Genomic DNA, 14,127 nt, shown 5'->3' with positions numbered 1-14,127 from the left:
ACTAGCTCCTTGGAAAGCGGTCGCCGATCCCAATCGAGTACCGGCAGCGGCATTGTGTTCCTGGTGACGGTGATGTTTGACGGGAGTCGTCTGATGGGATCTGCGGGCCTGCTGGTCTTGACAGAAATAATCGGCCACGAGCCACGTTGGTGGCAAGTGGATCCGGTGGTAGCTAGTTGGAGGATAGATGGAACAGTTCGCATGGGAGTCACGAGGCGATTACACCGACATAAAGTTCGAGGTGCTCGACGGGATCGCGAAGATCACGATCAATCGACCGGAGGTGCGCAACGCGTTTCGTCCTCAGACGCTGTTTGAGTTGCAGCGCGCCTTCGAGATCGTTCGGGATGACCCCGCTCTCGGGGTAGCGATACTGACTGGGGAGGGGTCGCTGGCCTTCTGCTCAGGTGGCGATCAACGCATTCGCGGCAACGATGGCTATATCGGCGATGATGAGGTTGCTCAACATGGTATTGGACGACTGAATGTACTTGATCTCCAGATTCAGATCAGACGGTTGCCCAAGCCAGTGATCGCGATGGTAGCTGGCTACGCTATCGGTGGGGGTCATGTGCTGCACCTGGTTTGTGATCTTACCATCGCTGCTGATAACGCTCGCTTTGGTCAGACTGGCCCACGCGTGGGAAGCTTTGATGGCGGATATGGGGCTGGTCTGTTGGCCAGAACCGTCGGCATGAAGAAGGCGAAGGAGATCTGGTTTCTCTGTAGGCAGTACGATGCCGATGAGGCATTGCGAATGGGTTTGGTGAACACCGTCGTCCCTCTCGAACGCCTTGAAGCAGAGACGGTCCAGTGGTGTAGAGAGATTCTTGCTCTTTCACCGCTTGCTCTTCGGCTACTTAAGGCCTCCTTTAACGCCGCTGATGAGGGTCTAGCGGGGATACAGCAGTTGGCTGGTGATGCAACCATGCTGTTTTATATGTCAGACGAAGCCCAAGAGGGTCGCGATGCTTACCTCGCCAAGCGATCACCGGCCTTCGACCAGTTCCCGAGACGGCCCTAACCGATGGCGTCGCTGTCGCAATGGGTGGAAGGGGCTCGCCCTCGCACCTTACCTGCTTCGATTGCGCCAGTGCTTGCGGCAACTGGGTTGGCGGTGGGTAGCCATCACTTCCGGCCACTGTTGGCTGTGTTGGCCGGAGTAGTGGCGCTGGCGTTGCAGGTTGGTGTGAACTATGCCAACGATTACTCTGACGGTATTCGTGGTACCGATGAGGACCGAGTTGGGCCGCTGCGATTAGTTGGGAGCAGGCTGGCGAGTCCGAAGGCTGTGCGCCTGGCGGCGCTGGCCTCATTCGCGGTTGCAGGGGTCGCGGGGCTCGTCATCTGTGCCGATGTGAGTTGGTGGTTACTCGCAGTTGGAGCGGTCAGTATCATTGCTGCTTGGTTCTACACCGGCGGCAGTCACCCCTACGGCTACTACGGTTTCGGCGAACTCTTCGTGTTCGTGTTTTTCGGGCTCGTGGCAACTTTGGGTACCTATTATATTCAAGCACTCCAGATCTCATCGCAAGCAGTGGAGATCTCGGTAGGGTTTGGGTCATTGATTACAGCGATCTTGGTGGCCAACAATCTACGCGATATACCCGGGGACACTGAATCGGGCAAGCGAACGCTCGCGGTGAGAATGGGTGACGATCGAACACGCGCGTCCTATGCGATACTGATGGTCGTGGGTGTAGTCACTTTCGCTCTTGCTCTCGGCTGGTCTTGGTGGCTAGGGTCGACTCTCATTCTTCTAGCGTTGCTTGTAAAGCCACTGCGCGCAATTGTTGGTCACGCCCAAGGTCGGGCGCTTGTACCTGTGTTGGCGGGCACCTCTCGCGTGACACTCGTGGCTGGAGTGTTAGGGCTTATCGCCTTCTCCTTCCATTAGGCGATCTAGGTTTAGCAATGTCGTACATCGCCAGCAGCCGAGGTCCATATACAAACTGAACTACGCAACAACCATGGAGGTGGCCGTGCTGGTCTTAGAAGCGATCGGCTTCAGGAGTGGGAGATTAGTCAACCAAGTGCGCCGACAAGGCTCCGTCCACATCCAGGAAGAGAAGGATGCCACGTGGAGATGTGCTCCTGATTTGCGAAAGCTTTTGTTGTCAACTCAAGAATTGAGTTGCTAGCTGGACTACCGCTGATGGTTGGTCGTGGAGGACGTCATGCGCTCCCCGGTCGATCATGCGTACCTCGCAGGTTCCTAGCCCGCGAGCCCTTTCGGCCATAGCTCGATAGACGGTGTCGTGCTCTCCGTAGAGGTAGAGCAGTCTGGTCTTGGTCTCAGATAGAAGTGAGGTGAGGTTGGGTTGCTCGCCGGTGCCGTAAGTCCGAAGGGCAGAGGCGAGTGCATCGGGGTGATTGCTTGCCCGAAGCCTGAGCTCGCTATTGGTTAGACTCCTCCCTCCGAATAGCGGTGCCTGATTCCACTCCTCTAGAAAGGCGATGAACTCTTGGTTCTGTTGCCCTAACCCTGGCGAGTAGGGGAGATGCTCAAGTCGATCTGCAAGTTGTCCGTCGGAGGCTCGTCTGGCCGCCTGCGCCTCCGGAGTCTCGAGACCGAGATGGGCAGAGGCGATCACAGCGTTCGTGATCAGGCCCGGGTATAGGGAGAGCAACCAGAGGCCGAGTCGGCCACCCATAGAGTAGCCGAAGATATCGAAGTGAGGCCCAATAGCACACAGGGCGTCGAAGAAGCTGTGTGGTGTTCTAGAGTCGACGGTCGTTGCTCCATGGCCCGGGCAGTCAACAAACCAGATGCGCCGATAGTGGGCGGCAAAGGGGGCGACGAGATCGTTGATCATCGCGAACCGGTTTTGGGTAAATCCATGAAGACAGACAAGGTCGCCATCGGGTGCACGGGTTTGGACCACCAGGGCCGCTACCGTGGAGTTAAGGAGAGTTTGTGATACCGTCAATGCTGACACCAGAGCCCCCTGGGGCAAACGTACGTCTTTTTTCCATCCTGCTAGATCAGCTTAACCGGCTAGGGGTCCACCATGTGGTGCTTGCTCCTGGATCGCGCTCGACGCCACTAGCGGTGGCTTTGGCGAGCTCTGCCATGTCGGTATCGGTGTGCTTGGATGAACGAGCGGCTGCATTCTTCGCCGCTGGCATTGCTCGCCGTAGCCGGGAACCGGTGATGGTCGTGACGACATCGGGGACCGCGAGCCTCGAGCTAGTGCCTGCCCTTGCCGAAGCTTCGCTCTCGGGTCTTGCCATCCTCGCGGTAACTGCAGACCGGCCGGCGCGTCTAAAGGGAGTTGGCGCACCTCAAACTCTCGATCAGCTTCAGGCCATGTCTAGCTATGTTGGCGCAACGATCTCGCTCGAGCTGGTCGCCTCACTTAGCGAACGCGATCTGGGCTCAATCGCTCTTCAACTGGTCACCGAACTCATGAGGGGTGGACCGGTGCATCTGAACATCGGGATCGAGGAGCCGCTGCTGGGTCCGGTCATCGAAGGTGAGAGCGAGATCTCGTTGCCATCGACTCAAGAGCACGAGAGCATCGGCGTTCGCAGACCCGTGCGCACCACTCCAGCTCCGCTTGATACTGAACTGACCAGAGGGCTTTTTGACCCAGAGCGGAAGGGATGGCTGATGCTCGGTGGCGTGAGCCAGTCGGCTCTGCCGGATGTTGCGCCTGAGGAGACGATAGCTGGGGCGGCTCGCACGCTAGCGATGCGGCTTGGCTGGAGACTGGTGGTGGATTCGCGAACACAGCTCGCCGATAAAGGCGAGTGTGTGATTCACCTTGATCTTCTGACTCGCATATCGTTGCCACTACCTGATATTGCGGTGGTCATCGGCGATTTCCCACTGGCACGGAGTGCTATGGGGACACTGAGGGCGATCGTGGAACAAGGTGGCGAGGTCGTTACCTTGAATGACCGATCTGTCTTTCGAGATCCTGGTCGCTTCGTGACGACTGGCTATGTCGCTGATGTCAAGGAAACCCTGTACAACGCTTCGAAGCTGTTGCCCGAGGTTGTCTCAGGCCAGGGACCGAATCTACTCCGTCAGCTCGATGAGAAGATCGACGCTTTGGTGCAGGGCTTTGCAGAGACGCATCCAGATTCTGAGATCGCTGCCGCTCGTCGACTCTACAGTCTGTTGCATGGTGAGGAGGCTCTTTTTGTGTCAGCGTCGATGCCGATCCGCTACCTTGATCAGTTCCGTGGCTATCATCTCGACCCGCCGTTGGTGGCCATGAACCGGGGAGCAAATGGTATCGATGGCGTCATAGCTAGTTACTTGGGGTTTGCTCATACACGACCGGAAGCATTGACTGCGCTTCTCATTGGGGATCTCGCCACTCTCTATGACGTCAGTGCTCTCATTCATCTACCGCTCGCTCATCGCGGTCTGATCGTAGTGCTTGATAATCAAGGAGGTCTCATCTTCGACCAGGTGCCACCGGCAACCCGAATCGCGCCCGAGGTGCAGACCGAGTATTTTGTGACACCACCAAGAGTACGCCCAGCAGGCGTGTTGTCGGGAATCGGTCTCGAAGTTATAAGAGTGAGCGATGCCAACGATCTTGATGCACTGGTTGAGCGGGCTCGTCTTGGAGAGTTCCTGGTGGCGGTGCTGGAGGTTGGTCGAGCGGTGAGTCATGAATCCCTCGGTAGTCTTTACGCACAGATCGATCGTCAACTCGCAAAGGAGCAGATGTACCCGTGACGCTGTCCGAAGACCTCAACTACCGTGGACTGATCAACCAGATGAGCTCTGATGAGCTCCTGGTGCAGATGGACTCGTCTCGTCTCTCGCTCTATGTGGGCTTCGACCCGACCGCCGATTCACTCCATCTCGGGAATCTGTTGGGCCTGACGGTCCTCCGACGCTTTCAGCGATCTGGCCATCGCCCCATTCTGGTGGCGGGAGGCGGAACTGGGATGATCGGCGATCCTTCCGGAAGATCAACCGAGCGGACCCTGCTCGATGACGCGACCTTGACCAAGAACACTGAGGCGATTCGTTCACAGCTCGAGCGCTTCATCGACTTCACCGGCGAGTCTGCTGGAGTCCTGGTGGATAACCGTGAGTGGCTGGAGAGCCTTAACCTTATCGACTATCTTCGCGATTACGGTAAGCACTTCCCGCTTGCTACCATGCTGGCAAAGGACTCGGTGAAGACCCGGCTCGGCAGTGAGGGTATCTCCTACACCGAGTTTAGCTACATGGTGCTTCAGGCGATAGACTTCCTCGAGCTCAACCGGCGCTTCGATTGCAGTTTGCAACTTGGCGGATCCGACCAGTGGGGAAACATTACTGCAGGTATTGACCTGATTCGGAGAGTGGCCCAGCAGGAGGCGTATGGCTTGACGTGGCCGCTGATCACCAAGGCCGATGGCACCAAGTTTGGGAAGTCGGTCGGTGGCGCGATATGGCTCGATCCGCGCAAAACCTCACCCTATCAACTCTATCAATTTCTGTTCCGCTCCGATGACTCGATGGTGATCTCCTACCTCAAGCAGTTCACCTCGCTCGAGCCTGCAGAGATTATCGAGATCGATCAGGAGTTTCATGATCATCCGGAGCGTCGTGAACCTCATCATCGCCTCGCCACTGAGCTTGTGGCTCTCGTCCATGGCCAGGAGGAGGCTGAGCGAGCGCGAAGAGCGAGTCGATCCCTGTTCGCCGGTGCAGTCGAGTCGCTCGAGTCTGATCTGCTCGAAGAGGCGTTGGGTGAGGCTCCAACGCTTATCGTCGACTCAGGTGAGTTCGACGGCGGGATTGATCTGGTCGAACTCGTCTCTCGCACATCGCTCTTTGCATCCAAATCCGAATTGAGACGCAACCTTAGTCAAGGCGGGCTCTATGTGAACGGATCACAACAACGCGAAAGTCTCGTCGTCACCAGGGAGATGCTAATCGACGGTCGCCTGTTGGTGTTGCGCCGGGGCAAGAAGGACTACTGTCTAGTCCGATGCATAAGGGGAGCGGCCGACGAGTGAGCCACGGAGTCGATCGCGATACTCTAGAAGCTCCTCCTGTGAGGAGTAGCGCTTTCGTGGCCAAAGAAACCCTCGCAGGCCGCCGTCTCCTTGATGCCTCGCAATAACATGAACATGAAGATGCGGTACCGATTGAGAGACGATGGTGTTGGTGACGGTCAGAATGCCGTCTGCCCGATAGGCATCCATCGCAGCAATCGCCACCTCTTGCGATCGCCTCATTACCTCGATCACAACCTCGGGATCGGCTACCAAGAGATGCTCAACGTGAGCAGTGGGCACTATCAATGCATGACCCAAAAAGACCGGGGCACGATCCAAGAGAACGCTCGTGTGCGCTCCGACCTCGATTACATGCGGATCATCAGGGTGGTTGATGAGGTCGCAGAAGGGACAGGACATGGGTGAGAGTGTAGTTACTGACGATGACGCTCAGTTGCGCCGTGCCCTATGGGCCATGACGTCGGGTCTCTATCTTCTCAGTTTAGCTCAAGAGGATAGGTTGCACTTTATGACGATATCGCTCGTCATGCAGGTAGCCAAGACACCGCGCAGGCTCGCTATGTCGATTGAGGATGGCGCGATCGCCTTAGAGTTCATAAGCAAGGATTCCACCATTGGCCTGGTGTTTCTTGATCGGGACCAAGCGCCGCTCGCCCGCAAGTTTGCAAAGGCTCCAATCTTTGATCAGGAGACGATGAGCGCAAGTGGCGTCCCGGTAGTCCGTGAGGGTAGCTCCGGATTATGGATGCCCAGCGATTCGCTAGGTATGGTGGTGGGGCGGGTGATTTCTAGTAGCCAGCTTGGCAGCCATTGGCTCGTTACCACTTCTGTCGATAACATGGTACTACGTCAGCCTCTCGAGGAGTGGTCGGCGGTGTTAGCGATGTCGGATACTCGAATGCACTATGGCGGCTAATGGCGAAGGATAGAGGTAGCTTGGAGCGTTTTGGTCGCTATGGTCATAGCGGTACCGTCGAGGGTGCTGATGACGGTGCAATGCCGGATCTGACGGCGGCTTTGGTCCACAGACAGGGCATTCGATTACGATGGGTCGCCACTGAAACTGACCTCGCCGAGGTTGTGAAGGAGGCGAAGGAGATCGGTGCGGTAGCCGTCGATACTGAGTTTCATCGAGAGCGGAGCTACTATCCGAAGCTGGCTTTGGTGCAGGCGAGGATCGGTGACCTGATCTTCTTGATCGACCCTCTCGATCTCGATCTCTCTCCTCTGGAGGAGATCTTCGTGGATGAGAAGATAAAGTTTGTCTTCCACGCGAGTGAGCAGGATCTTGAGATACTAGAACGTGCTGTTGGTGCGCGCCCGGTACAGCTCTTCGATACGCAGGTGGCTGCAGGATTTCTTGGTATTAGTCATGCCTCCCTGGGGGCTCTCCTGCACCAGTTCTTACGCGTGACTATCGCTAAGGGTGCGCGGCTCTCGGATTGGATGGCCAGACCGCTAAGCCCAGAGCAGATCGACTACGCCGCCACCGATGTGCTCTATCTCGAAGAGCTCGAGCGCAGGATTGTGGCGGAACTCGATTCCATGCATCGTCGTGACTGGGCGCTTGAGGAGATGGCAGCAGTAGTGCGCCGTCGCCGTTCTGAGGTTCCAGTCGAACTAGCGTGGACGAAAATTCGTGAGTGTCGTGCCTTAGATGACGAACGTAATCGTCGAATCGCCGCAAGGATCGCCGCATGGAGAGAGGAACAGGCAAGGGTTCGCGACGTACCTGCACGCTCGATACTGTCAGACCTCGCTATCGCATCTATTGCTCGCTCCGCGCCTCAGTCACGTTCTGAGTTGACTCGACTACGCGGTGTGGATGGACGGCGTCTTGATGCCGAGATGGTTGGTCACCTGCTCGAGTTGGTGGTAAGTGATCAACCGGTCGGTACCGCTACTGCCGAACTAGCGATCTCTGCTACGATGCGCCCCGAACTGGCTCCTGTTGTGCTCCTTTCGGCCTCTGTCGTTCAGGCTAAAGCCTTCGATCTTGGCATCGATCCAGCCTTGATCGCTTCCCGAGACGAGATAGTTGATTTTGTTATTCGGAGACGTGGTGGACTCTCTCGCGGTTGGCGCTACCAGGTATGCGGCGCTGAACTCGGTGCTCTTTTGGCTGGTGAGCGCAAGATCGAGGTGACCGGGGGAGAGCACCTGCACGTTCGCCCAGTCTCAGAGGGCACTCATTAGTCAGAGTGCATGCTCAACTTCGCTATGAGTTGGATTGCGTCTACCTCTTGCGCGAATGGCGAGAGCTTCGATGGGCCTATGTGGCACACGTCGTCGATCCGGTCTCACAGATGATCATTGTTTTGAGGCTATCCGACTCCTCAAAGAGTGATCTTTAATCGTCGTTAACGAGAGTACAGCTTTCGAACTGCTCCCAAGCGGGTACTGAATCCAAGCTTCTCTCATCGGAGAGACATGATAACGCCCGCTCGTGAGCTCACACGACCTCTAGAGGCGGAACTAGTCGATGCAGACTTTCCGGGGCGATCGGAGCGGTGTCGAATCGGTGACGTAGCAGGTAGGTGGGGCGAGCTCGAGAGGCCGTCTAAGACCGAGCGATATCTCAACAATTCGGGTAGCATTCTCGTGTCATGTTGGCGTCTTCGTCTAACTCAGGCTGGTAGAACTACTGTGACCTTCCTCAAGTCATCTCTAGCCGGTGGCTACCACTGACCAAGTTTGGCACTCAAATCTGAAGAGCAGGTGTTATACCCACGATGTGGATACTCGGTGCGGAGTGTTGCCGAGCTAGCGTCTAGATCTAATAACATTGGTCAAGTGGAGTGTCAATTGTCGGTTAGGAGAACTGATTGACGAGCACGACCTTGTTAAGTCAACGAAGACCGTGGTGGATCATACTGGTGAGTCTCGCGCTGCTTCTTGCTGCCTGTGGGTCCTCAAGTTCACGCCCCGTTACAACTAACCCAACAGGTCAAAAATCCGTTCCGACGAGATCGAAGCCGAATCCTCCAACGGTCCCCACAAGTGCCACCCAGGCTGGGTGTGCGCTAGGAGCACTCGGGGCGACGATGAGCGGCCATCTTGCAAAGTCCTGTTACCGGATCCCAAACCTTCGGTCAGGAACCTATTATCTGGGTGTCGAAGCTGTGCTCTCACCTCGAGGAACGGCAGCGAACAAGGAGGGGATATCGGTGCCTTCTGGCCATAGCGGTCCTGCGGTCAGCCTGAGCGTATCTCCGACCTCAGTTGTGCCAGGGGCGAGAGTTACCATCACTGGCCGTGTTAGCACCCCACTCTCACCCCAGCCTGCCCACACCAATGTCTGTTTTGACGGTTGCGTTGACGGACTCCATTACAACGGCACCTCCGTCCACTGGGTCTCATCGACTGAGTTTCAAACTTCGTTTGTGACGCCAAGCGGACCCTGGCTCGAACGCTATCCTCTTCGACTTCTCGCTCCAAGAGCCGGCAGCTATCCTATATCTATACAGTGTCTCGGGGTTCATCGAGCATGTGCGCTTGCCCACGGAGAGGGCTCGACCGCGCTTAGCTTCAAACGCTCGGTTGCCGTTGTAGTACCCCGACTTTCCCTCTCCTCAAAAACCCTGATTCCGGGCGAGATGACTCCGGTGGGCGGCACCATCGCTCTCACCAACATCATCGGTACCCATGAACCCTTTGTCGACCAGTTCGATGTCCTAAAGAGGCGCCCTTCTCGGGAGGTCGCGAGAGGGGTCTATCAGTTTTCTCAGCCTAAGAATGGAACTGGCAACTTTGTCTTGCTTGGTGCTGTGGGATTTAAGGTGGCCACTCCCGTCTCCTACCGGTCGATCAGCCTCAGAGGTGCTACGAATATCCAGCTCAGTGCCGATCCGTCTATCTTTACCGAGAGCGGGACCAATGGAGTTGCACTGTCTTGTGTCGGCCAAAACAACACCTTGGAGATGTTGGATAATGGCCACATTACAAAGATCAACACAGCCGGCGTCTCAAAACTGCTAGAACAGGCAGGAGTGCCATCCTCGAATGCCAATAGCGCGACATGTGCCACCGAACTCGCAGCCGTGCAAACACCGACAGGCAAGACTTTGATCGCCGCCTCGTACCCGATAGAAATACCGAACAAGGCGCCAGACTTCGCCTATCTGCCAGTGATCTCGGTAAACGATGGGGGAACTTGGAGCGTGATCCCCTCTCCCCAGGGAATCAGTAATGCGAACTTTGTTGGTCTACAATCCTCGCAGTTCCTTATTCACGCATACTTCACCCTCACTCATCATGCCGAGATCACCGAGACGACCACGAATGGGACCAGCTGGACACAGGGACGCATGCTCTGTCCCCACTTCGGACCTTGTGTCCGCTTCTCCCCAACGACGACCCTCTCGAACTGTGCAATGAACGGTGCCCAACAGCCGATTCTACTGTCGACAGATCAGGGTAGAGAGTTCATGCAATCATCCTGGCCGAGCTCGGCCAACGCCTGTGCGACTAACGAACTGTTCTCGGTCCATGGGACCGAATATCTCATAGATCCACAGTCAAGCTACCCGCTTCGCAGAAGCACAAATGGCGGAGTCTCTTGGCAGGTTGTGAGCGATATTCCGACCCCGCCAGGGGTTCAGGCGACAGCCACGTTCTCACTTCCGCCGACCAGTTGGGACCAAACCACACTCGTCATTCCAGAGACGGGTGATCTGCTCAGGATTGGCAGTGGAACCGGGAGCTCCCTCCTCGCTCCTCGTGCACATCACTGGTGCAATATCGCTACGACAACCATCCCGAAAAACGTGGGAGCAGCAGTTACCGGTCGACACAACCTCTACTTTGTGACCTACTCAAGTTCAAATACCTCAACCTTTAGGAGCATTCCATTGGCGAGTCTCCACTGCGCAAGCTAACCACCAGTCGGTGCTCTGGTCTCGCTGACTCTCTCGTCGTGCAGCTGTGTCCTCTGTGCCCTCATTCCGGAGAAGTTGTAAGCACGAATCATCTCGCATGTCTTCAGGCGCTTTTGCCTTAATGGAGGGGCATTTCCCTTCTCGTGACTAGTTTGCGATCAGCTCTGTGGAGGCCGTAAGTCGATGGTGAGAGTGAGGATTCCATCCTCGAGCTTGGCGACAGCATCCCCGATGACTGCGTAGTCGAAGTAGTCGACGGAGGCCTGCTCGACGAATTTGGCTCGCTCACTGCCTTCAACCGGCGGGATCGGACGTGACTTGACGGCCGCCGCACGTCGTTGGAATCTCTCAATCATCTCATCTGGATCGAATGCGTCTGCCATCGCCTCTCCTTCTTCTGTATTTGCCCTCTGAGTTCTGCAGCTCTTCACTTGCCACTCTGGCTACCGCCGCCGCTGCAGTACCATCCGCAACAGACGTGTGCTGCGGATGGCTATTCGCCACAAACGATGTCGGTCTAGGCGTGTGCTCTAGGCCAGCCATGTCAGCGCATGAGCGTACTATCAAGACAAAAGGCAATCTTTGGAATCTATCCTAGCGAGCAAGCGTTTTGACCTGGTAGCTGGAGATCTTCAAGATCCAAATCGCTAAACTAGCTATTGGACGTGCGAGGAATGAATAAGTCTCGTCAGAGTGAGTGGGAGTAGCGCGTGAAGAAGGGTCGTCATCGTCGATACGAAGAGGCGCGAAAGGCAAAGCGAGGAATCCCGGTTCCACTCATTCGTTGCGAGGAGTGCGGAGGCGACTCGGTGCACGGACACTCCGACTGGTGTATGGCTTACTTGGATGATGAAGAGCTGCAGGCTGCTCCATCTGCCTATGGGCACGATGATGATACTGAGGAGTAAGCCGTAGCTGCTGCATTCTTCACGACTTCGTTCTCCCAGCCCTCACTATCGGTCTCTAGTATTGTTGGACGCTCTAGAGATGCGGGCGCGCTTGGGATTGTTTTTCTTCATGGTTGGCGTCGAGATCACCGCGATTGGTCGCGTGTGATCGAACTGCTCGACGAAGAACTGTCAGTACTGACGCTTGATCTGCCTGGCTTTGGAGACTCCGATGCGCCTCTCGTAGCCATCGACTCCGTGGGTTATGCCGAAGCTGTCGCTCAGGTTGTTCGTGAGTGGCGAGAGCAGGTTGGACTTAGTCGATTGATCGTGGTCGGTCACTCCTTTGGTGGTAGGGTAGCTATACAGCTAGCCAGTGTGGTAGCCCCAGAGCTGGTCGATGAGCTCCTCTTGGTTGGTGTCCCCATTATCCGGCCCCAGAGTCGGACGAAGTCCCCGTTGGGCTATCGGCTGGTGCGTGCTTTGGCGGGCATTGGGCTGCTATCCAACGAACGGTTAGAGAGTGCTCGACAGCGATACGGTTCGGATGACTATCGGCACGCGGTTGGTGTCATGCGAGAGATCTTCGTCAAGGTGGTCAACGAGGATTATCAGGAACACTTCCTCATGATCGATCGACCGATTTGGATGCTGTGGGGGGCACTCGATATGGCGTGCCCTGTTGACCTTGCTCGTCGAGCGGCCAACAGTAGCACGTGGGCGACTCTTGAAGTACTCGATGGAGTACACCATTTAGTACCTTTAGAGGATCCTGAATCGATCGCGCACATGATCAAACGAGTATGCAATCCCAGCCAGTGAGGCGAACTCAATGGACCCACAGATCGACCTTATGTAGTCAGACACTTGGATTGGAGTCGGGCTATGGTCCATCTATCCGCCGGGGGAGCTACTGATTCCTCCGCTCCATGTCTCCATCTATGAAATCTAGGACTCGATCAACACCAGCTATGAGTTCGCAGATCATTGCACATGTTCAACAACGACTCCAAGCTACAGCGGCGGTTGAGCTCGACCCGGACGGTCTCTACAGAATATGTACGAAGTACTCATCAGTTTAATATCCAAAACGTTAACTTCCGGCCGGCTAAGGACTCTCTTTCATCTCCTCCTCACTTGGTCGGTTGATCCAGACCTCGGTGTTGAGGGTGGGTGGGGTCGGAACCTTGTTTACAAAGCGTTCGGGGTGGTTTTGATAGGCGCCTTTCAGAACCTCGGCTCTTCGTTCGGTGATCGCTTCGGCGTATCCCTCATGGACATCAGCTGGGGTCATGAGTGCAATGCCTGAATGGTGGTGTTCGTACTGGTACCAGCTGAAGAACTTTGCAAAGAAGATCCTCGCCTCTTCGATGGTTTCAAAGCGTTCAGGGAAGTCCCCTCGGTACTTCAAGGTTTTGAACTGGGCTTCTGAGTAGGGGTTGTCATTAGAGGTATGGGGACGTGAGTGGCTCTTTCTCACCCCGAGGGTGGCAAGGAACTCCGCGACACTGTGTGAAGCCATCGAGGCTCCATTATCGGCATGAATCGTCAACTGGTTCGGATCTACGCCTTCTTTGGTGATCGCCTCATCCATGAGCTCTCTGGCGAGCTCAGCACTCTCGTGATCCTCGATCCTCCAGTTCATAATCCCCCGAGAGTAGATGTCTAAGATCACATAGAGCTGCCAGTAGATCCCCTTGGAGGGACCCTTGAGCTTGCTTATGTCCCAACTCCAAACCTGGCCTGGTCCCGTCGCTAGGCACGGCCTTTTCATAGTCGAAGCCCTATGGCTGTGACCTGCAGTGTTATGTGTCGATTGGCGCGTTCGTCCTGGTAATGCTAAGTTCATCGGATGCGAGATGAGTGGTTTGTGGGATTGAGCGTTGCTCCGATAAGCGTCGGTGACGCCAATAGGTTCGATGCGGAACTCGACGAGCATCACTGGCTTGGCCACCGGATGGTCGGTGAGACGATGCGCTATGTAGCGACGGACTCCTGTGGCGGGTGGGTAGCACTGCTCGGGTTCGCGTCACCCGCACTATCGTGTGGACCTCGTGATCGGTTCATCGGCTGGACGAGAGATCTCCAGCAACGCAGGTTACGTTTCGTCGCATCGAACCAACGATTCTGTATTCTGCCTGCTGGTAGGCGTCCCAACACTGCATCCGCTGTGATGTCAAAGGCACTGCGACGTTTGAGTGCAGACTGGGTTGATACGTGGGGACACCGGGTGCTCTTGGTTGAGACGTTTGTCGATCCCTCCCGCCACATCGGGACTTGTTATGGTGCTTCTTCGTTCCTTTACGTCGGTGAGACCGCAGGATATGGACGTAAGTCTGGCCGTTACGTCGAGCACGGCCAGATCAAAGACGTCTACATCAGGCAGT

The 14,127-nt window shown here is 56.0% G+C and carries 14 protein-coding genes; 10 read left to right on the top strand and 4 right to left on the bottom strand.

Annotated elements, in window-relative coordinates; genetic code table 11:
- Positions 1-187 precede the first annotated feature (187 nt).
- The gene (menB, locus tag FEAC_RS11480; RefSeq protein WP_035390596.1) at positions 188-1,024 is read left to right on the top strand and encodes a 1,4-dihydroxy-2-naphthoyl-CoA synthase; all 837 of its coding nucleotides are present in this window, start codon (positions 188-190) and stop codon (positions 1,022-1,024) included.
- 3 nt (positions 1,025-1,027) lie between these two features.
- Complete coding sequence (locus tag FEAC_RS11475) at positions 1,028-1,897, top strand: 1,4-dihydroxy-2-naphthoate polyprenyltransferase (protein ID WP_035390594.1); 870 nt, start codon at positions 1,028-1,030, stop codon at positions 1,895-1,897.
- A 220-nt stretch (positions 1,898-2,117) separates the two neighbouring features.
- Here FEAC_RS11475 and FEAC_RS11470 read toward each other — a convergent pair whose 3' ends face one another.
- On the bottom strand, positions 2,118-2,939 hold the full coding sequence (locus tag FEAC_RS11470) for an alpha/beta fold hydrolase (RefSeq protein ID WP_052566295.1): 822 nt from the start codon (positions 2,937-2,939) through the stop codon (positions 2,118-2,120).
- On the opposite strand from FEAC_RS11470, the gene menD reads away from it, so the two are divergent.
- On the top strand, positions 2,918-4,696 hold the full coding sequence (menD, locus tag FEAC_RS11465; RefSeq protein ID WP_152623221.1) for a 2-succinyl-5-enolpyruvyl-6-hydroxy-3-cyclohexene-1-carboxylic-acid synthase: 1,779 nt from the start codon (positions 2,918-2,920) through the stop codon (positions 4,694-4,696). The two genes, FEAC_RS11470 and menD, sit on opposite strands and share 22 nt — an antisense overlap.
- Entirely contained in the window at positions 4,693-5,973 is a 1,281-nt protein-coding gene (gene tyrS / locus FEAC_RS11460) for a tyrosine--tRNA ligase (RefSeq protein ID WP_035390591.1), read from the top strand. The genes menD and tyrS overlap by 4 nt, the downstream gene beginning before the upstream one ends.
- On the opposite strand, the gene FEAC_RS11455 is transcribed toward tyrS, so the two are convergent.
- Positions 5,938-6,375, bottom strand: a complete 438-nt coding sequence (locus FEAC_RS11455; RefSeq protein ID WP_035390585.1) for an HIT family protein — start codon at positions 6,373-6,375, stop codon at positions 5,938-5,940. The two genes, tyrS and FEAC_RS11455, sit on opposite strands and share 36 nt — an antisense overlap.
- On the opposite strand from FEAC_RS11455, the gene FEAC_RS11450 reads away from it, so the two are divergent.
- From FEAC_RS11450 to FEAC_RS11440, 3 genes are all read left to right on the top strand, one after another.
- Positions 6,374-6,892 carry a flavin reductase gene (locus tag FEAC_RS11450; RefSeq protein WP_035390583.1) on the top strand — a complete coding sequence of 173 codons (519 nt, stop codon included), beginning with the start codon at positions 6,374-6,376 and terminating at the stop codon, positions 6,890-6,892. The genes FEAC_RS11455 and FEAC_RS11450 overlap by 2 nt on opposite strands.
- Complete coding sequence (locus tag FEAC_RS11445; protein WP_035390582.1) at positions 6,892-8,172, top strand: ribonuclease D; 1,281 nt, start codon at positions 6,892-6,894, stop codon at positions 8,170-8,172. Before FEAC_RS11450 ends, FEAC_RS11445 begins: the two co-directional genes overlap by 1 nt.
- Before the next feature lie 629 nt (positions 8,173-8,801).
- Positions 8,802-10,853 (top strand): hypothetical protein, encoded by a 2,052-nt coding sequence (locus tag FEAC_RS11440; RefSeq protein ID WP_152623220.1) that lies wholly within the window; start codon positions 8,802-8,804, stop codon positions 10,851-10,853.
- 158 nt (positions 10,854-11,011) lie between these two features.
- On the opposite strand, the gene FEAC_RS11435 is transcribed toward FEAC_RS11440, so the two are convergent.
- On the bottom strand, positions 11,012-11,236 hold the full coding sequence (locus FEAC_RS11435) for a hypothetical protein (RefSeq protein WP_052566294.1): 225 nt from the start codon (positions 11,234-11,236) through the stop codon (positions 11,012-11,014).
- 327 nt (positions 11,237-11,563) lie between these two features.
- Between FEAC_RS11435 and FEAC_RS11430 the strand changes: the two genes are divergently transcribed.
- Positions 11,564-11,761, top strand: coding sequence for a hypothetical protein (locus FEAC_RS11430; RefSeq protein WP_035390578.1), 198 nt, complete (start codon positions 11,564-11,566; stop codon positions 11,759-11,761).
- Between the two features lie 60 nt (positions 11,762-11,821).
- Positions 11,822-12,562, top strand: a complete 741-nt coding sequence (locus tag FEAC_RS11425; RefSeq protein WP_081901181.1) for an alpha/beta fold hydrolase — start codon at positions 11,822-11,824, stop codon at positions 12,560-12,562.
- A gap of 286 nt (positions 12,563-12,848) precedes the next feature.
- Here FEAC_RS11425 and FEAC_RS11420 read toward each other — a convergent pair whose 3' ends face one another.
- On the bottom strand, positions 12,849-13,514 hold the full coding sequence (locus FEAC_RS11420; protein ID WP_052566293.1) for an IS3 family transposase: 666 nt from the start codon (positions 13,512-13,514) through the stop codon (positions 12,849-12,851).
- Positions 13,515-13,592: 78 nt separating this feature from the next.
- Between FEAC_RS11420 and FEAC_RS11415 the strand changes: the two genes are divergently transcribed.
- Positions 13,593-14,127, top strand: a 535-nt coding sequence (locus FEAC_RS11415; protein WP_152623218.1) for a Druantia anti-phage system protein DruA, incomplete at its 3' end; no start/stop codon positions are given.

The sequence above is a fragment of the Ferrimicrobium acidiphilum DSM 19497 genome, assembly GCF_000949255.1.
Taxonomy (GTDB): domain Bacteria; phylum Actinomycetota; class Acidimicrobiia; order Acidimicrobiales; family Acidimicrobiaceae; genus Ferrimicrobium; species Ferrimicrobium acidiphilum.
The sequence above is the reverse complement of the archived record's forward strand: the minus strand, read 5'-3'. Positions and strand labels throughout refer to the sequence as shown.

Bases quoted from the DNA above. Each gene is read 5' to 3' on its own strand.
- menB (WP_035390596.1), top strand. From the start codon at position 188: ATGGAACAGTTCGCATGGGAGTCACGAGGCGATTACACCGACATAAAG.
- FEAC_RS11475 (WP_035390594.1), top strand. From the start codon at position 1,028: ATGGCGTCGCTGTCGCAATGGGTGGAAGGGGCTCGCCCTCGCACCTTA.
- FEAC_RS11450 (WP_035390583.1), top strand. From the start codon at position 6,374: ATGGGTGAGAGTGTAGTTACTGACGATGACGCTCAGTTGCGCCGTGCC.
- FEAC_RS11455 (WP_035390585.1), bottom strand. From the start codon at position 6,375: ATGTCCTGTCCCTTCTGCGACCTCATCAACCACCCTGATGATCCGCAT.
- FEAC_RS11445 (WP_035390582.1), top strand. From the start codon at position 6,892: ATGGCGAAGGATAGAGGTAGCTTGGAGCGTTTTGGTCGCTATGGTCAT.
- FEAC_RS11435 (WP_052566294.1), bottom strand. From the start codon at position 11,236: ATGGCAGACGCATTCGATCCAGATGAGATGATTGAGAGATTCCAACGA.
- FEAC_RS11420 (WP_052566293.1), bottom strand. From the start codon at position 13,514: ATGAAAAGGCCGTGCCTAGCGACGGGACCAGGCCAGGTTTGGAGTTGG.